The organism is Zwartia vadi (assembly GCF_030410375.1).
GTDB lineage: Bacteria > Pseudomonadota > Gammaproteobacteria > Burkholderiales > Burkholderiaceae_B > Zwartia > Zwartia vadi.
Map to the genome: position 1 here is coordinate 135190 of NZ_JAUHHE010000008.1, position 24165 is coordinate 159354.

Sequence of the window (24165 nt, forward strand, 5' to 3'; positions counted from 1 at the left end):
TTGTCGATTAGGTGAATTCCATTAGGGTTTTACCTTAAGCTGTCATAATATTCGCTTGTGTGCATTTTTGCGCAAGCTTTTATTTTTAAAGCCCTATTGACCCTTTCCTCTCATAATATCTTGTCGACTCCTGATCCTCTCATTGAAGTAGACCGTGCCATTTCAGAATTGCGCCGTGGTGCACTGGTGCGCGTGCATGATGGCAACGCCAGCCTTCTGATGTTGGCAGCCGAAGCACTCACCCCGGAGCATCTAGGCCTGCTAACTCGAACCGGAACCACCGCACCGCGTCTCGTCATGACGGGTACACGCGCTAATGTGCTTGGTATAGACAAGACAGATCGTACGGCTTGCGTCGTGTCGCATCCACAAGGGCTTGACCTTGCGACGATCGAGTTTTTAGCCAATCCGCTGGCTGCGCTGATGAAGCGGCCGGACTTGACAGGTCTCGTCCTGAAAGACGCTGATTTATTGGCTCAATCTTGTGTCACACTTTCCAAGCTTTCAAGATTGTTGCCAGCAGCGCTGATCGTTGAGGGTATTGGAACACCTGACATCTTGTCGGTCGAGGCACGACTGATTCAAGACTATATGCAGAATGCCGCCAAAGCGATCACGCTGGTGAGTCAAGCACGCGTTCCGTTGGAAAACGCTGAAAATGCGCGCGTCGTGGCGTTTCGTCCGCGGGATGGTGGGATTGAACATCTCGCTGTGATGGTGGGCGATGTGGATGTGACCCAGCCCGTGTTGGTGCGTTTGCACTCGGAGTGTTTCACTGGCGATTTGATTGGATCTTTGCGTTGCGACTGCGGTAACCAGTTACGTGGTGCGATTGCCGAAATGTCCAAGGCTGGTAGCGGGATTTTGTTGTACCTTGCCCAAGAAGGGCGTGGTATCGGTTTGGTGAACAAACTGCGAGCCTATCAACTGCAAGATTCAGGTTTTGATACGGTCGATGCGAACCTGCACCTCGGTTTTGATTCGGATGAGCGCAACTATTTACCTGCCGCACAGATGTTGCGGCTGTTGGGTGTCAACCGTGTCAAGCTCATGACGAACAACCCGACCAAGGTCGCGGCTCTCGCGCAGCACGATATCGAGGTCGTTGAGCGCGTGCCGCACATTTATCCGTCGAATCAGCACAACGATGGTTATCTCCGTACCAAGGCTGCAAAAAGCGGACATATGTTCGAGTTTTAACTTAATCCATGGGCGGTTGTGTATGAAAAAATTTGGCTGGTTATCGACAGGATTGTGTCTGCTGGCATTAACGGGTTGCGCTCAAATTTCAAGCGTTCAGCCCGGTACACCCATCACTGATGTGATGAAGCAGTATGGCCGGCCCGATATCAGTTGTGCGTCAAGAGACGGCGGCACGAGGATGATCTGGACGCAACAGCCTGATGGCGAAACAGCTTATGCCTTGCATGTATCCAAACAAGGAACTGTGAGCGCCCCCCAGCAGGTCCTCACTGAACAAAACTTCAGGATACTGAGTAATGGCGAGGTCTGGACGCGTGAGCGCTTGCATTGCGAGTTTGGACCACCCGCCAACATCACCCGCGACAACTGGGGTGATGATCAACAGTGGATCTGGGGTTACAGATACCTGCGTGAACAAGGCGACGCCGAGATCATGTATGTCTATCTCGGTAACGACGGCGCACAAGTCACAAAGTATCGTTCACTACCCGATCAACTGATGAATCCCGATATTGGCGGCGGTATAACGCTATACCGCTGGTGATGTTGGGAGGTCCGACACCAACCCTTCGTAGACGGGTGGGTGGGTCACAATCGATTTCAGTTCAGGACGAGCCTCGCGCAATAGACTGAGATCAGGTGTCGGGCGCTTGAGCATTGAGTCAAAACTAAAGGCTTGTTCGAGCGCATGCGCGGCAGCCATCAAGCGACCATCTTCAAAAAGCTTCCCGGTGATTTGCAGTCCGAAAGGCATGCCATGCTCATCACGACCGCAAGGCACTGCGATGGTCGGATTGGTGGCGAGTGTCACGACATAGGTCAGCGCTAGCCAGTGATAATAGTTTCTCATCTTTTGTCCGTCGACCTCGGGCGCATAGAGTTGCGTCCAAGGGAAGGGCGTGACGGGTACTACGGGTGACAAAATCAAATCGTATTTTTCGGTTGCAGCGGCAAACTGTCGTGAAATACGAGTTTGAGCGAGATGCGCTCGTGCGCGATCTTCGAGCGTGATCGTGACCGCCATTTCCATGTTGGCGCAAATGTTCGGTCCAAGGTTTTCAGGTTTGGTCCGCCACGTTTCAGAAAAGCCCGCGACAAAATTTTCAGCGCGCAAGACGTCAAATGCTTGATCGGCTTCGGTGCAACGCAGGTCAACAGGTTCGCAAACTTTCACCAGAGGCGCGATGGCCTCAAGGCGCTTACGAAATACTCTACGTGTTTCTTGATCAACAATACACACACCGAAGTCTTCGGTGTATCCGATACGCAAGGTAGATAGATCGACATGACGCATCGGCCAGATACTAGTCGGATCGACTGGATAGGCAAGCGGATCATAGGCGTCACGCCCGACACATCCTGCCATCATGAAAGCCGTATCCGCGACAGTGCGTCCCATCGGGCCGAGCACCGAGATGACCGACCAGCCCAACGCACGCGTATCGTTGCCAACTGTACCCGGAGACGGGCGCATTCCGACGACACCGCACATGGCGGCCGGAATCCTCAACGACCCACCGGTGTCGGAACCTGTACAAATCGGCAGCATGTCCGTTGCAAGCGCTGCAGCAGAACCACCCGAAGAGCCGCCGGCGTTGAGCGTCGGGTTGAAGGGGTTGCCGGTCGCGCCCCATACAGCGTTACGCGTATTGGCACCGGCTCCCATGTCGGGCGTATTTGTTTTGGCGGTGACAATTGCTCCAGCCTGACGCAAGCGCGACACGAGGCTGTTGTCTTTTGCAGGAATATTGCCGCGTAGGCCGACGTTGCCATAAGTCGTCAGCAGACCCGCGGTGTCCTGAAGGTCTTTGACGCCCAAAGGTAAACCATGCAGGAGACCAAGAGGTTCGCCACGCATCACGGCTGTTTCGGCTTGTTTAGCGGCATCACGTGCGCGCTCAAAGTCTGTAGCGGCAATCGCATTGATCGCAGGATTGAATTGCTCAATCCTTGCAATGCAGGCCTCCATCAACTCTACCGGGGAAATCTGTCTGGTACCGATTAAGCGGCGTAACTCAAGCGCAGAAAGTTCAGGAAGGTTCATGGTGCCTGCAATCCTCACGTGGGTGGTTAATGGATATTGTTCATCAGCGTCTTTTGTAGTTCGTTGATGGCCATGTGAGTATAGTCCTTGCTGATTTCGCTCACGACGATTTTGGAGACACTGGCAGGCAAGTGTTTGCGGATCTCGCCCAGTGCATGAGGCGGCGCAATCAAAACCAGCTCCTTGCATTGGCCACTCTGCACGTCTTGCGCCAAGTGTTCCACGACTGCTTTGAGAAATTTGTCTTCTGCAGCTTGATGCAGGTTGGTCGACTCCAGTGCGGACTTGGCGTGCCCCGAATTGCCACTCAGGCGTCCGGGCTGATCACGACCAAGCTCATGGGTGTGCTCGTTGTGATGATTGGTGCTGCGCACAAGAGCGAGTTTGACCTCGCCAATCTCGCCGATGTTTTTGTAAATGTTGGCACGACCGCCATCCGCCACGACAACCCATGCTTGTCTACTGATAATCATATGCTTGCTCCTTGAATAATCAACATTGTCGGCTCATTCTACGAGTGCCTTGGTCTTAAGTGCGTTTGAAAAGCCTGAACTTAATGACTTGACTTGAGATAGATCAAGAGTCGGACACATACCCCCTATAATCAACCAGCCTTTTAAATCTCGCAGCTGACTGTTCGGTTTGCTGTAATTGACCGTTGGATCGATCAAAGCCGTTCCTATGATAGCTTTAGTAGAAGGGTATCGTGCCGGGTTGTTCGCCCGAAGCCAGTGGTGGCCAAACATCCTGGCGGGCCTGGTTGTGGGAATTGTCGCGTTGCCTTTGTCGATGGCTTTTGCGATTGCCTCGGGCGCACGACCTGAGCAAGGCATTTACACCGCAATCATTGGCGGCGGACTTGTGACACTGCTGGGCGGCAGTCGCCTGCAAATTTCGGGTCCTACGGGTGCTTTTATCGTGATCCTGGCAGGCATAACAGCCAAATACGGCATTGCTGGCCTGCAAATCGCAACACTGATGGCGGGATTGATACTGCTGGTGATGGGATTGGCCAAAATGGGCGGTCTGATTAAATTCATCCCGACGCCCGTGATTATTGGCTTTACCACTGGCATAGGCGTCATAATCTTTGTGGGGCAGTGGGCTTATTTCCTTGGGCTGCCCAAGCCAGAGGGTGAACATTTCCATGAGAAGGTCTGGTCGCTTTTACAATCTCTCGGACAGACGCACTGGCCGACATTTTTGATCGCCTTGCTCAGTCTCGTGATTGTCGTTTTTTCCAACAAAATCAAAATATTCAAACGTATACCGGGCCCTTTGCTTGCGATGGTGGTTGCAACCATTCTGCAAGCTTTGCTGCAGTTGCCGGGGGTTGCGACAATTGGAACGATGTTTGGTGGCGTCCCACAAGGCCTTCCGGCTTTTGCTTGGCCTGACATGACTGTATCCAACGTGCTGAGCTTGGTTGGTCCAGCCTTCACGATTGCGATGCTTGGTGCCATCGAATCGCTCTTGTCAGCTGTCGTGGCGGACCGGATGGCAGGCACGCGACACAATTCAAACCAGGAACTCATCGGACAGGGCGTAGCCAATATCGTTACGCCCTTGTTCGGTGGTTTTGCCGCGACGGGCGCGATTGCCCGAACAGCGACCAACATCCGAAATGGCGGGACGGGTCCGCTGGCCGGTATTGTTCATGTCTTGACGCTTGTGTTGATCTTATTGGTGCTCGCGCCGCTCGCTTCCAGTATTCCTCTCGCCGCATTGGCGGCAATTTTGTTCGTCGTTGCCTGGAATATGAGTGAGTTGCACAACTTTGGCCGGCTTTTACTGCGTGCCCCGACAGCTGATCGTGTTGTCTTGGTCGTGACGTTCTTGTTAACCGTATTTGTTGATCTTGTGGTGGCGGTCAACATCGGGGTGATGCTCGCGATTTTCCATTTTTTGCGCAGGATGGCGGCCTCGGTTGAGACGCGCGAGGTTGGCGAGGACGTGCTCAAGCGCCCCGATGGCGTGATGGTCTACGAAATAGATGGACCGATGTTTTTTGCGGCGATTGAAAGTTTTGAACGTGCGCTCAAACATACGGCGACTGATCCCGAAACTCTGGTGATTCGACTGCGTCGTGTGCCTTTTATTGATGCAACCGGTCTTCAGTCGATCGAAGAGGTCGTCACTGATCTGCATCGACGCGGTGTTCAGGTTTTGTTGTGCGAAGCCAATCCGAGAGTCTTGGAAAAAATGCGCAAATCCAAATTGGTAGATGAACGCTCAAGTGTTCAGTACTGCGACACAATCGAGCAAGCCTTTGAGCATGCGCGCCTTGCAACCGAAGCTACTTAGTACTTTAAAAGGTGTCAGATGAAGACTGTTGTGAAACTCGATAAAAAGATCACGAATCGAGAGTTTAAGTTGCTGCTCAAGCCAGAAGGGCTTGATCGTCATAGTCGGATCGTGCATCTGAGCCATTTGCTTGTCTCTTTTTGTCAGAAACAAGGAGTGGAATTTTTTCACTTGGACAATGCCAATACGGGATTGCGTAGCGTGTATTTTTATGACACGCCCGCGCATGATTTTCGGAACAATAATTTGATTTTGCGTGTGCGTGAATCGCGACAGAATGTCTGGGTGGACGACTGGTGTGAGGTCACACTCAAGTGTCGAGCCAAATCCCTCCAGGCTTCCTTGGCCCATGATCCTGCTCCGGATTTGCCCTATAAAACACGCTTGCGTCTAAAAGAGGAAATCTTACGCGGCGAGAGTCTCGGTAGCACGCGTATGATTTATTCGAATAATTCCATTATGGACGCGGTGCCAGTCGATCAGATTTTTGAGCGCACGATGGGTGGCATTGTTCGCGCCTTTCCCGATCTGGGGCGTTTGGAGCTGAAGCCTGATGTACTTGTCTCAGTGGTGGGTGGTAAAGCCAACAAAATTTTGGAGGCATGTCTGCCGTTAGGCAACATTGTTTTTGGTCCTAACATCAGCGCGCATTGTGATGTGGCGATTTGGATGCGCAGCGTCGGCGAACCAATTGTTGGAGAGCTCGCCTTTTCATATAGAGTGAATAAAACCAATCGCGATGACAGTGCTGCACACCAGCTTGCGGATCGATTTTTTAAAAACTTGCAGTTGGCGATTCCCGATTGGCTTGCATCGGGCAGTACTAAAACCGCTCTAATTTACGGGAGTGAGGAATGAGTCCAAGGTCCGACGTGAAGAGTGACCCTGGCATTGTCACTCCGTCTGCCATAGATTCCCCACCTTCGTTGTGGGAGATTTTTCGAGAGTTTCTGTTGATCGGTGCGGTGAGTTTTGGTGGCGGCATTGTGGCGTATGAGCGTTTGCTTTTGATTGACAAACGTAAATGGCTGACACCTGATGCCTTCATGGCGACGCTTGCGATGAGCCAAACGCTGCCTGGGCTCAACTCCGTCAATCTTGCTCTTCTTGCGGGGGATCGTATTCGTGGCTTTTGGGGGGCGTGCTGTGCAGCACTAGGCTTGATGCTGCCGGGAGGCTTGTTCGTGCTGATTGCAGGTGTCGCCTATAGCCAGGGTGAAGATCATCCAATTTTGAATATTCTGCTTGCCGGTGTTGCCGCAGGTGCGACGGGACTACTTGCTTCGATCACGTACAAAATAGGTGAGCAGCATTTTCGACGCATGCGTTCAATGCTGATGATTCTGGCGACTTTTGTGTTGATGAGCGTGCTGAAGTTTTCTCTGATCACAGTATTGTTGATCATGGTGCCTATCGGTCTATATCTTTATCGACCTCGCGATATTGATGGACCGCAAGTCCCTGCAACGTCTGAGGAGTCCTCCAAATGAGTGCTTTGCTGCAGCTTGCGATGACCTTCGGTATGTTGTCGGTGCTCGCCGTAGGCGGTGGGACGGCCGTTCTTCCTGAAATGCAGACCATTCTGGCGCAGCGCTTCGAGATTGATCACACTGCGTTTGTACATATTTATAGCTTGGGTCAACTCGCACCGGGGCCCAACATGATGATGGTGTTGGTGTTTGGTTTTCAAATTGCCGGTTTGCTTGGTGCGGGAGTTGTTCTACTGTCTTTTTTTCTCCCCTCGAGCTTGCTGTGTCTCGCGGTTGGACGCTTGTGGAACAAAATCGGTGAACGCCCCTGGAGACGCGCGGTACAAAATGCGTTGGAGCCTATCGCGATTGGATTGATGTGCTCGGGTGTCTATGCGGTAGCAAAGGCCGCCTTCGTCGGTCCGTTGACGATTGGGCTTGGTCTAGTTGTCTTTGGCCTGTTGTTACGCACGCGGATCAATCCTGTGATTTTGATTTTAGGAGCCGGTGGTTTGGGCGCACTCATCATGCATCTGACGGGAGCGAGGTGAGCTCATTTACTGAGCCTCCCTCGTGTCTGCCCCAGGATGTTGCGGCCCAGGTACTTTATTCAACTAAACCTGACACCACGTTTGAAAAACCTGAGTCCACATGAATGATTTCTCCGGTCACTCCGGCAGATAGTTCGGACAATAAAAAGGCGGCGACGTTACCGACTTGTTCAATTGTCACGTTACGGCGCAGCGGAGCATTGCTTTCGACGACCTTCAGGATGCTTGAAAAGTCTTTGATTCCACTGGCAGCCAGGGTTTTGATCGGACCGGCGGAAATGCCGTTGGCGCGTATACCTTCGGGACCAAGATTGGCTGCCAAATAGCGTACCGATGCTTCGAGTGATGCTTTAGCCAGACCCATCGTGTTGTAGTTAGCCAAGGCTTTTTCAGCACCCAAATAGGTTAGGGTCAATAATGCGCCGTTACGACCTTGCATCATTGGTCGGGCGGCTTTGGCAAGGGCGGGAAAACTGTAAGCTGAAATGTCGTGCGCGATCCGGAAGGCCTCTCGTGAAAGACCGTCGAGGAATGCGCCAGCGATACTTTCGCGAGGAGCAAAACCGATCGAGTGAACCAAACCATCCAAACCGTCCCAGTGCTTGGAGAGCTCGGTGAAGGTCGACTCAATCTGGCCATCATCGGCGACATCACAGGGCAGTACAAGTGAACTACCGAACTCTGCGGCATACTCTGTGACGCGTTCCTGAAACCGTTCGCCGACAAATGTAAAGGCGAGTTCAGCGCCTTGTTCGTGACATGCTTTGGCGATGCCGTAAGCAATCGAGCGATTGGAGATCACGCCAGTAATCAAGATGCGTTTGCCGGAAAGAAAGCCCATGGACCAGTCCTAGAGATAAAAAATTAAAAGAAGAAAACTAGCTTCGGTTGCTCGTGCCTGGCACACGCAATTTTGTGCCTGCACGCAGCTTATCCGATTTTAAGTTGTTCAGTGCGCGAAGTGACGCGACCGTCGTACCGTACTGAGAGGCGATGCTACTGAGTGATTCGCCAGCGCGAACCGTGTGGGTGCGGACGGCGCTCGCAGGCGTAGGATTGCTCGCGGAACGATTTTGCGCATTTGATACGGTGTGAACGTTCGTTGCACGTGGGGCGGTTGGTTTAGCAACCGATGGCGAGGGTGACGCGATGCGGCCGGCCATTGCCAGGGAGGTTTTATCGGCGGGATTCAGGCGAATGCCTTCACCGCTTGGGCCAGGAATGAGCAGGGTTTGGGCGCTGACGATGCGGACGTTTGTGGGTATCCGGTTGGCTTGACGCAATCGACTTTCCGGTACGCCGAACTTGCTAGCAATCGCTGAAAGCGTCTCTCCTTCCTGTGCTTCATACGTCCTCCAGGAGGTGAGGTCGCCACGATACTGGGCGAGATTTTTATTGTAAATCGCGACACGGTCCCGCGGCAGGATGATGGAATGGTTTTCCTTGACGGAAATAACGGGCTGATTGAAAGATGGATTGAGCGCCTGAAAGTCCTCTAGAGGCATTTCAGCGAACTTGGCTGCTAGTTCATAGTCAATGTTGACCGTTTTTTTGATTGCGACAAAATATGGCGAGTTGTCGACATCAGGTAGGACAACGGAATACTTTTTTGGATCGGCGACGATATTTTTGATCGCCTGTAGTTTAGGAAGATAGTTGCGAGTTTCTGCTGGCATGTTGAGCGACAAGTAGTCGGTGGGCTTGCCGGCCGCTGCATTTTGTTTGACTGCGCGCTGAACAGCGCCTTCGCCCCAGTTGTAGGAGGCGAGCGCCAGATACCAGTCACCCTGAAATTCGAATAGATATTCTAGATAGTCCAGGGCCGCATTGGTCGAGGCGATCGGATCGCGTCTCTGATCGTGCCACCAGTCTTGTTTGAGTTTGAATTGGGTACCGGTACTCGGGATGAACTGCCACAAGCCCGAGGCATTCGCATGGGAGTAGGCGATAGGGTTGTAAGCGCTTTCAACAAAGGGCAGAAGTGCGAGTTCAGTTGGCAGGCCGCGTCGATTGATTTCTTCGACGATGTAATACAGGTATTTGCCTGCACGGTTAGCCATCCGGTTCATCGACTCAGGGTGCGCAGCATAGTAGGCCGTCCATTTGTCGACGAGGGGCGTGTTGAGATTGGGAATGGCATAGCCCCGACGAATCCGCTCCCAGGCATCGGGTGCGGGCACCGTCAGATCAATGGTTAGTGGTGTGTCCTGGGCGCCATCGCGACTGCCAGTACCGGACATGCCCGCGCAACCGGCCAAGACGAGCACAGCGATGAAGACGGGAATACGCGTAAAGAGTAATTTAAAAATAGGCATCAACATCAACGAAAATTGTTTTTCCACTCTCTGAGCGCGGCAAAGACTTCGACCGGCGTGTGGAGGGTACGCTCAGCCCATTGGGCAGCCGCCAGAGCAACAGTTGGCTGTCGAGCGCGTAAAAACGGATTGCAGGATAACTCTTGCCCAATCGTGCTGGGCAAAGTCGGAAGGCCTTTCGCGCGTTGCTGCTCAGCAAGCGCTTGCCATTGTTGTAAGCGTTGGTTGTCTGGTTCGACTGCGCGAGCCCAACGCATGTTTGAGAGCGTGTATTCATGTGCGCAATAAACCGCTGTCGCAGAAGGGAGGTTAGCAAGCTTGGCTAAGGATTCGTCCATTTGAGCCGCCGTACCTTCAAACAATCTCCCGCAGCCCGCCGCAAATAAGGTGTCGCCACAAAATAGCACCGGCTGACCAGCGATTTCGCCGGCCAAGGCAATGTGACCAGCCGTGTGGCCAGGTACATCGAGGACAGCAAGCGACAGCTGCAAGCCGGAGTCGTTGATGCAATCTCCCTCAACCAGCGCGACATCGCAGAGCGGTAAAACCTCGCTGGCAGGGCCGTAGACTAAGGCACCCGTCTGAGCAACCAACTCGGCGACACCGCCGACATGGTCTTGATGGTGATGGGTGAGTAAAATAGCGGTGAGCTTCAAGCTGCGCTCGGCGAGCGCCTGCTGAACGGGAGCTGCCTGACCGGGGTCCACCACCATGGCATCCGCGCCATTTGTGATGAGCCAGATATAGTTGTCGCTAAACGCGTTCAGGGGAAAAATCCCTGTCGTTTGTTGTGGCGTTGTGCTGCCGTTGGCGGAGCAATGCAAGTTTGAGTAAGCAGGCATTTATATTTTTTCAGGAACAGCGTGTCTACACAAGAATCCACCATTGTAAGTCTGAGTGCGTGGTTAAGCACTGATCCGGGTCAATATGCCCGAAATTGGGAGCAAACACGCTTTGATGCGATGGTTGACGACGTCTTTGGATATCGGGCGCTTCAAGTAGGTTTGCCAGAGCTGGACTTGCTGCGCGCGAACCGAATGCCATTCAAGGCCTTTGTTGGCCCTGACTTGCCTGCAACGCAGCAAACCTATGACTGGGCCGGGGTCGTCCGCGCCGAGCCAGAGTTCCTGCCTTTTGACAGAGAAAGCGTGGACTTAGTGGTTTTACCCCATATTTTAGAGACATCTGGCAATCCTCACCAAGTCCTGCGCGAGGTAGACCGTATTTTGATGCCAGAGGGTCGGGTAGTGATTTCTGGCTTCAATCCCTGGAGTTTGTGGGGCTTACGTCAGCGCGCAAGCTTTCTGAAGCCTTGGCTTCCCGTTGAGTTGGGACATCAAGTTTCTCTTTCCAGATTGAAAGACTGGCTCAAACTCCTTTCATTTGAGATCGATCTTGGTCACTTTGGTTGCTATGTTCCGCCATGTCGTACAGAAAAGTGGTTGAATCGCACGGCTTTTTTTGAGTCTGCTGGCGATCGCTGGTGGCCGGCCTGCGGGGCGGTCTATGTGGTATCAGCTGTCAAGCGCGTTCATGGGATGACCTTGCTCAAACCCAACTGGAAAACCAAGTCTATCAAGCAAGGTGCGCGCCGCGCCGCGGGTGTCGCGATGCAGCAACAATCAATTCCAACGAAAAAATAAATGATGCAAACTGAAGAAAATGTAGAAATTTGGACGGATGGCGCTTGCAAAGGTAATCCGGGTCCTGGTGGCTGGGGTGTCTTGCTCAAGCTCGGTCAGGTTGAGAAAACGCTTCATGGCGGTGAGCCCCTCACGACAAACAACCGTATGGAAATGATGGCGGTTATTGAAGCCTTGCGTGCGCTGAAGCGGCCGTGCAAGGTGACCCTCCATGTCGATTCGCAATACGTGATGAAAGGCATGACGGAGTGGATTCACGGCTGGAAACAACGCGGCTGGAAAACGGCTGATAAAAAACCCGTAAAAAATGCTGATTTATGGCAGCTCATGTCAGATGAGGTCGCCAGGCATGAGATTCACTGGCAGTGGGTCAAGGGACATGCCGGTGATCCTGGAAATGAACGCGCCGATCTCCTTGCAAATCGCGGTGTCGAAGAAGCCCGGGCTAAAATAACTCGCTAGGTTGTTCACCCGAGCAAAATGGTTCTAAGCCTGCTCACTCCACTTTTTGGTCATTTACTTATGCGCTGGATCATTCTTGATACTGAAACGACTGGACTCGATCCCGCTCACGGCCACCGCATCGTTGAGATTGGAGCCGTCGAGGTTCTGAACCGGGGCGTAACGGGTAATCATTTTCATACTTATCTGAATCCAGATCGAGAGAGTGATCCCGGTGCGTTGGATGTGCATGGGCTGACAAGCGACTTTTTATCAGACAAGCCCAGATTTAAAGAGCAGGCTGACGAGTTTTTAAAATTCATCGAAGGGGCGGAGCTGATTATTCATAACGCTCCTTTTGATCTGAAATTTTTAAATGCCGAGCTCGAAAAAATTGGTCGTCAGCCGATCACCGAGTTTTGTAGCGGAGTGACCGATTCACTCGTACACGCCAAGACCCTGCACCCGGGAAAACGCAACTCACTGGATGCCCTGTGCGAGCGCTATGGGATCTCCAACGCCCACCGCGCTTTGCATGGCGCGTTGCTTGACTCGAGATTGCTCGCCGAGGTCTGGTTGGCGATGACGCGCGGTCAAGATAGTTTGATGATAGATAGCTATGAAACGCCCGAAACTGAAAGCGCCGAGGCCAGAGGGCATCAGCAGGACGCACTGAGCTTGCCAGTGATTTTGCCCAGCGCAGAAGATCTACTCGCGCACGAAGAGTACCTTGCGACCCTCGACAAATCAGTCAAGGGACGTTGCTTGTGGCGCCAGTTTGAGCCTGGTTGAAACTGATTAAAACTGGTTGAACAGCTTGGCGTTTTAGCTCAACACGCCAAGGGTTTTACGTTTAATCAAATCAAAATCGATTTGTGCACCTAGGCCCGGACCTGTTGGGGCATGAATCATGCCCTGCTCATCGATTTCAAGATCTTCAAGCAAGCCATATTTTTGTGATTCTGACGGGAGCAGGACTTCGAAGAGCTCGGTGTTCTGTAGCGCCATGATCACATGCAGATTGGCAAAATTATTAAGAGAATTTCCACCATGGTGAACTTCATAGTTCAGATGAAACGCCTCGGCCAAATGTGCGGTTTTCATGAGCGTGGTGATTCCGCCTTTCACGGCGACGTCACCTCTTAAAAAGTCTGTCGCACGCTCTTTAATCCAGGGCGCGTAAGAATCCAGCCCGCCTGCCGGATACTCGGTTGCCATGATGGGTATGCTCAGGTGCTTTTTGAGCTCGATGTAGTTGTAGATATCTGCATCGGCGAGTGGATCCTCATACCAGTAGAAATCGAGCTCTTCGATGACGTGTCCGACACGAAGGGCTTGTGGATAGTCGTAACTCCAAACAGAGTCCAGCATCAGCACATACTCGTCGCCTACCGCTTTCCTGACGGCTTCACAAACTTTGATGTCTTCACGCCAAATTTGAGGCGGATGAATTTTGTAGGCGGCAAGCTTGAGTGATTGGTAATGTTGAGCTTCATCAGCATAGGCTTCAGGACTTGATAGCACAGCGGAGCTGATGTAGGCTGGAACACGATCACGGTAGGACCCGAGCAGTTGATGGATGGGAAGGTTTGCGACTTTTCCCGCGATATCCCACAGCGCAACGTCCACCGCACCGATTGATCGTGGCGTGGTTGTGCGCACACGCTTCCACATCGCTTTGTAAAGACGCTCACGGTCAAGCGGATTCTGTCCAAGCAAGATTGGTTTGAGATAACGAATCAGACTGCCACCATCCATATCCGCCGGAAAAAAAGCAGAACCGAGAAATGCATGTCCTGTGATGCCTTGATCCGTTGTGATTGCAAGCAGGCCGAGCTTGCTTGCACCGGCAAAACGGCCAGTATGCGCGCCATAGCTGGTCGAAGGAATATCGTCCCAACTAAAGAGAGTGAGGGTGACATCTTGAATTTTCATGTTTACTCAATCCGAATATTCGCTTCTTTGATCAACTTGCTCCACTTGGCGACTTCGCTTTGCAAGAGTGCGCTGAACGCTTCAGGCGTGCTGGCGATCACTTCGACACCCTGGTCATTAAAGCGTTTGGTGACATCTGGCTGGCGATAGATGCTTGCCAGCTCTCGGTTGATTTGATTGACAATTGCCGTAGGCGTGGCACCTGGCACTTGCATCCCAAACCAGACGTTGACTTCAAATCCTGGCACGCCCGATTCTGCAACAGTTGGTGTGTCAGGCAGGAGTGCTGTACGTTTGAGGCCACTTACGCCAATGGCATTGATGGTGCCTGCTCGAATTTGCTGAACAACGTTTGGAACGTTATCAAACAGAACATCGATCTCGCCTGCCATGAGAGCCGCTACGGCAGGCGCACTTCCTTTGTAGGGGACGTGTGTGAGTTTGGTGCCTGTCATATTCATCAGCAGCTCCATCGAAAGGTGATTCGATGATCCTGAGCCCGTTGAGCCATAGTTCAGTTTGCCTGGATTGGCACGGGCATATTCGACGAGTTCTTTGGCGCTATTGATATTGAGCCCTTTGCGTGTCACAAGTGCGTTTTGCGCTGAACCCGCCAGAATCAAGGCGCGAAAGTCTTTCAGTGCGTCGTAAGGGAGTTTGGCACCGTAGAGTCCTGGCATGGCTGAAAATGGCAGAGGTGTGACCAAAATCGTATAACCATCTGCAGGAGCTTTCGCAACATAGCTATTGCCAATTGTCGTGTTGCCTCCTGGTCTGTTTTCGACCACAACAGGTTGACTCCATATTTTTCCGAGTCTTTCGCTGGAAATGCGAGCTAGCGTGTCGTTAAAGCCGCCGGGAGGATAAGGAACAACGATGCGAACGGTTTTTTCTGGAAAGGTTTGCGCCAATGCAGCACTTGCCATGCATAAGGACAAACCTAACCCAACAAGTATTTTTTTAGTGAGCATATTCATTTTTGTCTCCGAACTTAGAATTTAACGACATACCCGGGACCATCGATAAGAGGATATTTTTTAAAGATGGATTCATCGACTTCGATACCAATACCTGGCTTGTCCAAAGGCTCGACACAGCCATCCTGCCCAATTTGAAAACTGACACCGAACATATCCCGCAAAGGGTTGTAATGGGAGACGCATGCCTCGAAGTACTGCGTATTTTCAATAGCCGAGGCAAAGTGAATCGTGGCAGCGTGATTAAGTCCGGTCGCTGAACTGTGTGTATTCATCGGGATGCGATGCGCAGAGGCAAGGGCTGCGATGGCCAGACCTTCCGTGATGCCGCCACACTTTGATAAATCAGGTTGCCAAATCCTGATGTCGCCAGCTTCGAGAAGCTGAGCAAACTCAAAGCGCGTGTAGTGATTTTCACCCGCAGCGATCGGCACGAGAGACGTGATTTTTGCAGCCTCCCGATAAGATGCAAAATCGCTGCAAGCGAACGGCTCTTCGAGCCAACCAGCTTTAATCTCCGCCAGTACCGGCAGGACACGTCTAACGTCCGCTATCGTGTAGGCCGTATTCGCATCCGTCAAAATATCTATGTCATCGCCGAGCACCTTGCGCACATGGAGCACCCGTTCGATATCTTTTGCTGCCGTATCACCTAGTCTGAGTTTCACAGCTTTGTAGCCACGCGCAACATATTCCTGGGCCTCCTCAGCCAAGGACTCTTTGGGTTGGTAGCCAAGTGAAATCCCGCCCGCATATGCAGGCAACCGCCGTTTACTGCCACCCAGAAGCTCATACAACGGCATGTTGGCGGCTTTGCCCCGGATGTCCCACATCGCCATATCAATGCCGGCCAGTGCGAGGGAGGCACCAGAGCCTACACCGTGGCTAGAGAGTTGCATGCGATGGACGCGCTTCCATACACCCACGCAGTCTGTTGCTTTCATCCCGATCAGCATCGGAGCGAGGGTGTTGTGAATCAGGCTGACAACAGCCCCGGGGCTGCGGCCGGGATGCGCCTCTCCGTATCCCGTAATGCCCTCCGAGGTATCGACTCGGACAATGATGGCGTCGCGCTTGGTAGTACTGCCGATTCCCATCGTAACGGTTTTGCCCTGGTCCAGGCGAAAAGAAAGAGGAAAGGCCGTGATGGCAGTGATTTTCAAGCGTGGTCTCCCAGATTGCACAAAAAGTGTTGGACGGCTTCATTAAAGGCGGCCGGTTCTTCAAGATTGATAGCGTGACCTGTATTCGGACAGACCCAAAGCTGTGCGTTGGGCAGTGTGCGTTTGAGATATATGTTCGTATCCAGACACGGATTGTCCAAGTCACCCACCGCTAGAAGTGTCGGCACCTTCATCGCGCGGATCTGTTCATCAAAACTTTGAATAGAAGGGCGGCTCGCCTGATACATGTTCAAAGTGTGTGCCATCCCGGCAGGGTCATGTTCCGACAAGTGCTCAACAAAACTATGCCAACCCAGAGGATCTTTTTTAAGCAAACCGATCCGAGTCGGTGCACGGCCGATCTCTTGTGCGACTGCAGCAGAGCCGGCCTTTAGAAACAGCTCAGCTTGGGCTCTGCACTTGGCAACAAAGGCTTCCCGATCTTGGGCGAGCGAACCCGAGCCTACGCCCGCCACGACGAGAGAACGGGCAAGCTCAGGATATTTCATGCCGAATCGAAGCGCTGCATATGCACCCATGCTCAAGCCAACGACGTGCGCCTGACCCAAGTTCATCCCTCGGATGACGGCTGCAATATCATCGGCTGCAAACTCAAGGCCATAGAGGTTCGGATCGCTTGGGACTTCGGAAGGGAAATAGCCGCGCGCACTATAGGCGAGGCAGCGATACCGGCGAGAAAACCACCTGACCTGAGATTCCCATTCCCGGTAGTCCGCACCCATTTCGTGCACAAAGACAATCGGCGTGCCTGAGCCGGTATCCTGCACAAATAGTTTTGCCCCTTCCGCTTGAACGTAAGACATGCTTGCTCCTCTGTTTCATTCTTATTAATAGATTATCGTTTTACCTAGCTGCGCCAAGCTTGTAAAGAGAAGTGTTCAAAATATGAGACCACCTTTCACCCCCTTTGGTCAGACAATTTATCTGTATTGTTCAAGACATCATCGTGTTATAAGAAGCGCAAATAAAAACAATACACCGACTGTTAGATTGGCTATTTCGGAGACTGTTCATGCAAAAAAGTTTTTATGCTGTCGCAGCATTGGCAAGTTTGGCGCTCATGTCGAGCCCCTCAACCGCTCAGGATTTTCCCAAGCGTCAACCAATTTCAATCGTGGTTCCCTGGGCTCCCGGTGGAAACGTCGACATTACCGCCCGAGCGATCGCCCCGGCAATGTCCGAAATTCTCGGACAGACTGTGATTGTTGAGAATCGACCTGGCGCAGGTGGCTTCATCGGTTCTTCGCGTGTTGCGAAGTCTTCTCCAGATGGCTATACCTTATTGCTCGGATCCAGTGGTTCCATTTCGATTGGACCCGCTCTGGCCACCAACCCGCCTTACAACCCCACTAAAGATCTGATCGCGGTTGGTCCGATTCATTCGGTTCCGCTTGTCCTGTCTGCCTCGGCAAAAAGCCCGATCAAAAACTACGCGGATTTTGCGGCAAAGTCCAAAGCGAATCCAGGCGCACTGAACGTAGCCTCAGCTGGTATTGGCTCAACGCAACATTTGGCGATCGAGTTGATCGCACTCAAGACCGGTACAAAACTCAATCATGTCCCCTACAAGGGTAGTGGTCCAGCAATCACAGACTTGATTGGAGGACAGGTTGAAACGATGATCGATCAGATGACGGCTTCGATGCCCCACATCAAAAGCGGCGCAATCACCCCGCTTGCCGTGACTACAAAAACCCGCTCCGCAGGCTTGCCCAATGTCCCAACATTGCAAGAGCTTGGTGTCAAGGACATCGATATGACAACGTATACGGGTATTTTTACGCCCGCCGGCACGCCGCCTGCAGTCGTCAAACAGCTCAATGCCGCACTCAAGCAAGCGATGCAACGCCCAGAGATCAAGAAACAGTTCGAAGCCTTGGGTGTTGAGATTTTGAATATGGATCAGGCAGAGTTTCAAAATTACGTAAATAAAGATTTTGCGAACTCTCAGGCAATTGGTAAGGCCGCCAATATTCAGATTTCAAATTAATCAAACCCTTTCATCATGAATCAAACACCTCTAGCTCCCGATTCGAATCTCCGTGCGCCTAAAAGACGTCTGCCTCCGGGTACGATTGATTGTCACGCGCATATTTTTGATTTGTTCGATCAATACCCTTTGGATCCCGATCGCAAATACACTCCGCCGATTTGTACGCGAGAGGAGTGGTTGCGTCTGCATGCAGTGCTCGGAGTGGATCGGGGGGTGCAGGTGCACGGTTCGGCTTACGGCTTTGATAACACCATCACCGAAGACTTCATTCAAACTGACCCGGAGCGTTTCCGCGGAGTCGCTGCGATTTCGCCGAGAGACACCGTTGATCACTTGCGACGCCTGGATGCCGCAGGCTTTCGTGCGGCACGTTTGATGGACCAGTTTCCCACCGGGGCAACCACCCGGGATCTCGAGGCCATCGCTCGCCTGTGCGCGGAGGTGGGCTGGCATATTGAAATTAACATCAAGGACGCGGCTGACTGGATCACTCTCGAACAGCGTCTCATGAACTGTCCTGTCGGTTTGGTGTTTGACCATATGGGTCGAGTCAGAGGGAACCAAACCGTACAGTCTGAGCAGTTTGCTGTGGTTCGGCGACTACTCGATCGCAAGCCTGACACATGGGTGAAAATTTCAAGTTGGTATCGCGTCTCTGACGCAGGTCCTCCGAACTATTCAGACATGAAACCATTCGCACAAACATTACTGACAGATTTTCCCGATCAATGCGTGTGGGGCACAAACTGGCCGCATCCAGGTATTCACAAAGATATGCCAAACGACATTGATTTAGCGGACTTGTTGGAAAGCTGGATACCCAACGAGGATGTTCGCACCAAACTCTTTGTGACCAATCCTGAAAAACTCTATGACTTTTCTCCATTCAAAGGGAGAGCTACATAAATGTCCACACCTCTTGAACAGATTGAAGCGGGCTACCTCGATAGCTTGGGTTTTGTCCCAGAACGCATTAAAAACCGTCTCGCGCTTGGCATGTCCACTGCGCCTGAAATGACGCTCGCAGTCGAAGAGGCAAGAGCCAAGCTACTTGAACCTGAAGCACTTGATCACAAAACTTGTCAGCTCATGGCTTTTGGTATGCTCTTGATGAATCTTTCTCAGGCTGCTGAAAATCATGCTGTGGCCGCAATGAGGGCGGGTGCAACGCCTGCCGAGTTGCAGGCTGTCGCAGGCATCGCTTTTGTGTTCAGAGGGATTCCAGCCGTGAATCTGGCGGGTGATGCGATCAGTGGGGCGCTAAAGAAGTTGGAACAGCTGAAGTAGTCCTCAATCTACCGACAAGCTGCGAATCCAATTTCGAAAGTCTTCTAGCTCCGGGCTACGGCGCTTGTAGCCATCAGGCGGCAAGAGAAAATAATACGTCTGATCGCCGAGATCGACCCATAAGTCAAAAGGCGTCACAAGTCGTCCCTCGCTCAGTTCGCGCTCTACCATCGTTCGTTGCGCGATCGCTACGCCATAGCCCTCTACCGCAGCTTGATAAGCCAGAGCTGATGACTGGTAACGCATGCCGCGAGCAGTGTCTATGTTGTTGATCTGAGCCGCTTGAAACCATAGTTGCCAATCGTCAGGACGAGCAAGCGTGTGGAGGAGTGTTTCATGCTTCAGGTCTGTGGGGCTCCGCAGTTGCCGTGCCTTTTCTGGCGTACAAACGGGACTGATATGGTTGCTCATGAGCTTCCACACTTCAACTCCTTTCCATGAGCCATCCCCGAGCATGATGCCTGCATCTAGATCCTCACGATCGAAGTCTGGCTGCGCTAATGAAGTGTGAAGCTTGACCTCGATGGTGGGATGGCTCATGTGCAGACTAGCCAGTTTGGGTAACAACCAGCGTAATGCGATAGTGTGTGGTGCGCGGATGTTGAACGTTTTGTTGTCTTGGTATCGCGTGATACTTTGAGTCGCTCGTTGCAGGTCTGCAAAAGAGCGTGCGATGTCAGCGTGATACTGCGCACCTGCTTCGGTCAAAACAATGCGACGGTGCTCACGATTAAACAGACGCACGCCTAGAAAGTCTTCTAGCAAGCGTATTTGTTGGCTCACAGCAGCAGGCGTAATGCAGAGCTCATCAGATGCTGCCAAGACACTTTGCAATTTTCCAGTCACATCAAAGACCCGCAAAGCATTCAAGGGTAGTTTCATGTGATGAGTCTTCGATTAAGTAAAAGTTAATCGTAGCACAGCAGAATTTGTTTGCAAACAATGATATGGCACTCCTACTATCGATTGAATGAGATAGATAAAAATTATTTTTCTAAATCTCCAGGAGGAGCAATCATGAGTTCAAAAGTGATAAAACTGTTTAGTGCAATGGCTATTTCAGCCTCTGCCTTCCTTGCTAACGCGCAAGCCGATAGTTCAACTTACCCATCACGAACTGTATCCATCATCGTGCCGACTACTCCAGGTGGTACTGCAGATATTTTGGGTCGACTAATTGGATCCAAGCTCGCAGAAATGTGGGGCCACCCTGTGGTGATCGAGAACAAACCGGGGGCAGGTACGCTGGTGGGCTCCGAGTATGTCGCTCGCGCAAAGCCTGATGGCTATACGCTGATGGTGACCTTTAACGAGCTGGCCACTTTACCCGCAATCAATAAAAACGCTCGTATAGATGTTGTTAAAGATTTTGTGCGTATAGGAAAAATTGGTAATTTGCCGGTAGTGATTTTGGGCCATCCGCGTTTGCCCCAGAACACGTTGCAGGAATTGATAGCCGAAATCAGGGCTAATCCCGGTAAATATTCATATTCCTCGAATGGCTCGGGAGGCGTGTTGCAACTCTACACAGAGATGTTTAAACAAGAGGCAAAAATTGATGTTCTGCACGTACCTTATCGTGGAGCACTCGAGGCGTCTACGGCTTTGTTAGGGGGACAAGTGGACGTGCTGGTTCAGTTTGCATCGGGCAACGTTAAGTCCTACATCACGAGTGGTCGTGCAAAAGCTTATGCTGTCGCTTCACCCGCGCGTGTAGAAGGTATTTTGGATGTGCCTACGACTGCAGAGGCAGGTTTGCCGAGTTTAAGTCTTGAGGCTTGGTACGGAGTTTTTGCGCCTGCCGGAACGCCGCTAGCTATCATTGAAAAAGTAAACAAAGACATTAATAAGGTTTTGCAAATGCCTGATGTTCAAGCTCGTCTAAAGAGCGTAGGCATGTTCGTTGAAACTAGCACACCAAAAGAATTTGATGCGTTCTTTAAAAGTGAATATGCACGCTGGACTAATTTGATTAAATCTGCGGGCATTCAAGCAAACTAATTCACATTTTGTCGATTGGAGTTCAACGTTATGTATAGCCCCAAAACATTTCAAGCATTAACGTTTCACGATGCTCGTCAAGCATTTCTCGAGCATAAAGACACCCCTCGCGAGTACCTAGAGCGTTGTTTGGCGCGCATTGAGGCTCGAGAGCCTGTTGTCAAAGGCTGGGTGGTTTTGAATATTGAATCGGCCCGTCGAGCGGCTGACGAATCCACCACACGATATCGCAACGGCCAGGCCTTGTCCCTGATTGATGGTATGCCCGTCGGAATCAAGGATCTAATAGAAACGAAAGATATGCCGACTCAAATGGGTAGTCCTGCATACGAAGGTAACTTTCCAAAACGCGATAGCGCTGTTGTTCGAGCGTTGCGAGATGCGGGAGCGATGGTACTGGGTAAAACCGTCACCACTGCCTTGGGATTTCTTGACCCCGGACCTACGACGAATGCCTTCGATCCTGAGCGCACGCCTGGAGGATCCTCTAGTGGCTCGGGCGCGGTTGTTGGGGCGGGTATGGTTCCAGTAGCGCTGGGGTCCCAGCTCGTTGGTTCAGTTATTCGGCCGGCTAGTTTCAATGCGAACTGGGCGTTAAAGCCAACTTTTGGCGCCATTAATAGAGGCGAAAGGCTGGGATACAGTCAATCCCACGTTGGCATTCATGCGGGATGCGCTCAGGATATGTGGAATACCGCGATGGAAATGGTAGTTCGTGTAGGAGGTGATCCCGGACATCCCGGCTTGTATGGACCCATTTCTGCTCCAGAACAAAAGAGGCCGAGTTGTTTAGCTGTTCTTGAAACCGAAGGTTGGCCGCGCCTTGATGCCAAGTCCCATAAAGTCTTTGAGACCTTCTTGACCCAAATTGAAGATAAAGGCGTGCGTATTTTACATCGTAAAGACAGCCATTTAATCGAATTGCTGGAGCAGTCTGTGCAGGACGCTACGGCAAAATCCATGCGACTGATATCTTGGGAGCAGCGCTGGAGTCTTGAAAATATGATTGAACAACATCCAGGCACCTTGGGCCCCAGCCTGTTGCGCCAGCTTGAGAGCGGTCGCGACATGTCGCTTGAACGTTACCGACAGGATATTTTGCTGCGTGATCACGCCCATCGCTGCTTGGCGGCATTGGCTACTCAATGCGATGCCCTGATTTCATTGGCTTCTTGCGGTCCAGCGCCTCGTTTTCAAGATACTCGAAATACGAAATTCCCAACGGGGGATGTGTCTTTTAGCTGCGTTTCATCTTATTTAGGGGCACCAGCCATCAGTGCACCCTTGCTGGCAGTAGATGGGCTGCCAATGGGAGTGCAGCTGATCGGACAGCATCATGAAGACTACAACCTCACAGGAATTGCGACATGGTTGGAGCGCAATCTCGTCTGAGGATTTTTATTTAACGTTGCACGCAACCCAGTAAACAGCGGCCACGAGTGCGGTGGCTCCGGCCATCGCACCTCCCAAAAGTTTCCAGGTCATGCTGTGGAGTTCCTGGTGAAGATCCGTTTTGGTAGCAAAAGTGTCCAACCGAGTTTCGATTCGTGTCAAACGATCACGCGTTTCGATCGCAAACTTTTCTAAATCAATTAATCTGGCCTGCACGTTTTGACTCCCGAATCAGCATGCTGAAAAGTCTCTCACAAGTACTGATGTACAACAAGCATTAGGTTGCTACTGAGTGTAACGATGGATACTGTTGATCCCCAGATAATGGAGTAGAGCCAGTAGAGCCAAATGGGGTAGAGCAGAGCCGGAATGTGCCTTCGTCAGAATCTTGACAAGTTGGCGGAGAGGGTGGGATTCGAACCCACGGTGGATTTGCACCCACGCCTGATTTCGAGTCAGGTACATTCGACCACTCTGCCACCTCTCCGGGGTGTAATCGCTGGGAACAATTACGAGTGAGGCTTGTGGCGGATAGTTCAGATGCCAAAGCCCCACTGGGGTCAAGGGCGTAATTCTAGCAGAAACGCGCCCGCGAGCCGCTACACTAGGGGTATCGATGTTGATACTAACCTTTGAGCCGGATTAAGCCATGCTATTTCTGTTATCTCCAGCTAAAAAACTTGACTACGATTCCGCGGTCCAAACCGAAATCCATACCCAACCCCTTTTTGTGAAAGAAGCGTCCCAGCTGATCAAGGTGCTTAAAACCAAGAGTGCTGAGGATGTCGCTGAGTTGATGGATCTGAGTCCTGCTTTGGCCAAGCTCAATGTGGAGCGTTATGCGGCCTGGAAGCCCACCTTTACTCAGGTCAACGCCCGCCAGGCAGTGCTTGCGTTCAATGGCGATGTCTACGAAGGCTTAGAGGCTGCCACACTGAAAGAAAAAGACCTCGAGTGGGCGCAGGAACATGTGGCAATTTTGAGTGGGCTATACGGAGTTTTACGCCCCTTGGACCTGATGCAGCCTTACCGCTTGGAAATGGGCACAAAAATTGCCAATCCTGGAGGTGCCAATCTTTATCAGTTTTGGGGCAAAACAATCGCACCCTATCTGAACGAGCGTCTTGCAAAGGACAAAGATCCGATCATCGTGAATCTTGCCTCTGAAGAATATTTCAAGTCCGTGGATCAAAAAGCGCTCAAGGCTCGGGTGATTCAATGCGTGTTCCAGGATGCCAAAGGGCCGACCTGGAAAGTGGTCAGCTTTCATGCGAAACGCGCCCGCGGATTAATGGCACGCTTTGCGATTGAAAAGCGCATCACTAAGCCTGAGGGTTTACAAAAATTTGCCAGTGAAGGTTACGCATACGCGCCTGAGGTGTCTACGGAAGATAAGCTTGTCTTCCGTAGACCCGAATAACAAGAA

At 51.8% G+C, this 24165-nt stretch carries 26 protein-coding genes and 1 tRNA gene; 15 read left to right on the forward strand and 12 right to left on the reverse strand.

Features of this window, described 5'->3' with window-relative positions; translation table 11 throughout:
• The first annotated feature begins 120 nt into the window (after positions 1-120).
• Positions 121-1200, forward strand: a complete 1080-nt coding sequence (ribA, locus tag QWY27_RS08810; RefSeq protein ID WP_290196780.1) for a GTP cyclohydrolase II — start codon at positions 121-123, stop codon at positions 1198-1200.
• A gap of 22 nt (positions 1201-1222) precedes the next feature.
• Positions 1223-1747, forward strand: coding sequence for a hypothetical protein (locus tag QWY27_RS08815; RefSeq protein ID WP_290196782.1), 525 nt, complete (start codon positions 1223-1225; stop codon positions 1745-1747).
• Here the strand turns inward: QWY27_RS08815 and QWY27_RS08820 are convergent.
• Entirely contained in the window at positions 1733-3247 is a 1515-nt protein-coding gene (locus tag QWY27_RS08820; protein WP_290196784.1) for an amidase, read from the reverse strand. The genes QWY27_RS08815 and QWY27_RS08820 overlap by 15 nt on opposite strands.
• A gap of 26 nt (positions 3248-3273) precedes the next feature.
• A complete protein-coding gene (locus QWY27_RS08825; protein ID WP_290196785.1) occupies positions 3274-3720 on the reverse strand; it encodes a host attachment protein in 447 nt (148 codons plus the stop codon).
• A 208-nt stretch (positions 3721-3928) separates the two neighbouring features.
• On the opposite strand from QWY27_RS08825, the gene QWY27_RS08830 reads away from it, so the two are divergent.
• From QWY27_RS08830 to QWY27_RS08845, 4 genes are read left to right on the forward strand one after another with little or no spacing between them, the layout of a single operon-like run.
• Positions 3929-5551 (forward strand): SulP family inorganic anion transporter, encoded by a 1623-nt coding sequence (locus QWY27_RS08830; protein WP_290196787.1) that lies wholly within the window; start codon positions 3929-3931, stop codon positions 5549-5551.
• Between the two features lie 18 nt (positions 5552-5569).
• Entirely contained in the window at positions 5570-6409 is an 840-nt protein-coding gene (locus tag QWY27_RS08835; protein ID WP_290196789.1) for a CYTH domain-containing protein, read from the forward strand.
• Positions 6406-7041 carry a chromate transporter gene (locus QWY27_RS08840; RefSeq protein ID WP_290196791.1) on the forward strand — a complete coding sequence of 212 codons (636 nt, stop codon included), beginning with the start codon at positions 6406-6408 and terminating at the stop codon, positions 7039-7041. Before QWY27_RS08835 ends, QWY27_RS08840 begins: the two co-directional genes overlap by 4 nt.
• On the forward strand, positions 7038-7571 hold the full coding sequence (locus QWY27_RS08845; protein ID WP_290196793.1) for a chromate transporter: 534 nt from the start codon (positions 7038-7040) through the stop codon (positions 7569-7571). The genes QWY27_RS08840 and QWY27_RS08845 overlap by 4 nt, the downstream gene beginning before the upstream one ends.
• A gap of 55 nt (positions 7572-7626) precedes the next feature.
• On the opposite strand, the gene fabI is transcribed toward QWY27_RS08845, so the two are convergent.
• The 3 genes from fabI to gloB are packed head-to-tail and all read right to left on the reverse strand — an operon-like array spanning position 7627 to position 10728.
• Entirely contained in the window at positions 7627-8412 is a 786-nt protein-coding gene (gene fabI / locus QWY27_RS08850; protein WP_290196795.1) for an enoyl-ACP reductase FabI, read from the reverse strand.
• 37 nt (positions 8413-8449) lie between these two features.
• Positions 8450-9886 (reverse strand): LysM peptidoglycan-binding domain-containing protein, encoded by a 1437-nt coding sequence (locus QWY27_RS08855; protein WP_290196860.1) that lies wholly within the window; start codon positions 9884-9886, stop codon positions 8450-8452.
• Positions 9887-9891: 5 nt separating this feature from the next.
• Positions 9892-10728 (reverse strand): hydroxyacylglutathione hydrolase, encoded by an 837-nt coding sequence (gloB, locus tag QWY27_RS08860; RefSeq protein ID WP_290196797.1) that lies wholly within the window; start codon positions 10726-10728, stop codon positions 9892-9894.
• A 21-nt stretch (positions 10729-10749) separates the two neighbouring features.
• Between gloB and QWY27_RS08865 the strand changes: the two genes are divergently transcribed.
• From QWY27_RS08865 to dnaQ, 3 genes are read left to right on the forward strand one after another with little or no spacing between them, the layout of a single operon-like run.
• The gene (locus tag QWY27_RS08865) at positions 10750-11529 is read left to right on the forward strand and encodes a class I SAM-dependent methyltransferase (RefSeq protein WP_290196799.1); all 780 of its coding nucleotides are present in this window, start codon (positions 10750-10752) and stop codon (positions 11527-11529) included.
• A complete protein-coding gene (gene rnhA / locus QWY27_RS08870; protein ID WP_290196801.1) occupies positions 11530-11991 on the forward strand; it encodes a ribonuclease HI in 462 nt (153 codons plus the stop codon).
• A 60-nt stretch (positions 11992-12051) separates the two neighbouring features.
• Positions 12052-12762 carry a DNA polymerase III subunit epsilon gene (gene dnaQ / locus QWY27_RS08875; RefSeq protein WP_290196803.1) on the forward strand — a complete coding sequence of 237 codons (711 nt, stop codon included), beginning with the start codon at positions 12052-12054 and terminating at the stop codon, positions 12760-12762.
• 33 nt (positions 12763-12795) lie between these two features.
• Here the strand turns inward: dnaQ and QWY27_RS08880 are convergent, their stop codons facing one another.
• Genes QWY27_RS08880 through QWY27_RS08895 form a run of 4 tightly spaced genes read right to left on the reverse strand, consistent with a single transcriptional unit; the run spans position 12796 to position 16869 of the window.
• A complete protein-coding gene (locus QWY27_RS08880) occupies positions 12796-13905 on the reverse strand; it encodes a mandelate racemase family protein (RefSeq protein WP_290196805.1) in 1110 nt (369 codons plus the stop codon).
• Between the two features lie 2 nt (positions 13906-13907).
• On the reverse strand, positions 13908-14882 hold the full coding sequence (locus QWY27_RS08885) for a Bug family tripartite tricarboxylate transporter substrate binding protein (RefSeq protein ID WP_290196807.1): 975 nt from the start codon (positions 14880-14882) through the stop codon (positions 13908-13910).
• A gap of 14 nt (positions 14883-14896) precedes the next feature.
• On the reverse strand, positions 14897-16045 hold the full coding sequence (locus tag QWY27_RS08890; RefSeq protein ID WP_290196809.1) for a mandelate racemase/muconate lactonizing enzyme family protein: 1149 nt from the start codon (positions 16043-16045) through the stop codon (positions 14897-14899).
• Positions 16042-16869, reverse strand: a complete 828-nt coding sequence (locus tag QWY27_RS08895; RefSeq protein ID WP_290196811.1) for an alpha/beta fold hydrolase — start codon at positions 16867-16869, stop codon at positions 16042-16044. Before QWY27_RS08895 ends, QWY27_RS08890 begins: the two co-directional genes overlap by 4 nt.
• Positions 16870-17078: 209 nt before the next feature.
• On the opposite strand from QWY27_RS08895, the gene QWY27_RS08900 reads away from it, so the two are divergent.
• The 3 genes from QWY27_RS08900 to QWY27_RS08910 are packed head-to-tail and all read left to right on the forward strand — an operon-like array spanning position 17079 to position 19346.
• Positions 17079-18056, forward strand: a complete 978-nt coding sequence (locus QWY27_RS08900) for a Bug family tripartite tricarboxylate transporter substrate binding protein (protein WP_290196813.1) — start codon at positions 17079-17081, stop codon at positions 18054-18056.
• A gap of 15 nt (positions 18057-18071) precedes the next feature.
• Positions 18072-18965, forward strand: coding sequence for an amidohydrolase family protein (locus QWY27_RS08905; RefSeq protein ID WP_290196815.1), 894 nt, complete (start codon positions 18072-18074; stop codon positions 18963-18965).
• Positions 18966-19346, forward strand: a complete 381-nt coding sequence (locus QWY27_RS08910) for a carboxymuconolactone decarboxylase family protein (RefSeq protein ID WP_290196816.1) — start codon at positions 18966-18968, stop codon at positions 19344-19346.
• Positions 19347-19349: 3 nt separating this feature from the next.
• On the opposite strand, the gene QWY27_RS08915 is transcribed toward QWY27_RS08910, so the two are convergent.
• Positions 19350-20228, reverse strand: coding sequence for a LysR substrate-binding domain-containing protein (locus QWY27_RS08915; RefSeq protein WP_290196818.1), 879 nt, complete (start codon positions 20226-20228; stop codon positions 19350-19352).
• 135 nt (positions 20229-20363) lie between these two features.
• On the opposite strand from QWY27_RS08915, the gene QWY27_RS08920 reads away from it, so the two are divergent.
• Positions 20364-21347, forward strand: coding sequence for a Bug family tripartite tricarboxylate transporter substrate binding protein (locus tag QWY27_RS08920; RefSeq protein ID WP_290196820.1), 984 nt, complete (start codon positions 20364-20366; stop codon positions 21345-21347).
• 30 nt (positions 21348-21377) lie between these two features.
• Positions 21378-22739, forward strand: a complete 1362-nt coding sequence (locus QWY27_RS08925; RefSeq protein ID WP_290196822.1) for an amidase — start codon at positions 21378-21380, stop codon at positions 22737-22739.
• Between the two features lie 6 nt (positions 22740-22745).
• On the opposite strand, the gene QWY27_RS08930 is transcribed toward QWY27_RS08925, so the two are convergent.
• Complete coding sequence (locus QWY27_RS08930; protein WP_290196823.1) at positions 22746-22955, reverse strand: hypothetical protein; 210 nt, start codon at positions 22953-22955, stop codon at positions 22746-22748.
• A 181-nt stretch (positions 22956-23136) separates the two neighbouring features.
• Positions 23137-23226: transfer RNA gene (locus QWY27_RS08935), tRNA-Ser, on the reverse strand.
• Between the two features lie 162 nt (positions 23227-23388).
• Between QWY27_RS08935 and yaaA the strand changes: the two genes are divergently transcribed.
• Entirely contained in the window at positions 23389-24159 is a 771-nt protein-coding gene (yaaA, locus tag QWY27_RS08940) for a peroxide stress protein YaaA (protein WP_290196825.1), read from the forward strand.
• Positions 24160-24165: the final 6 nt, after the last annotated feature.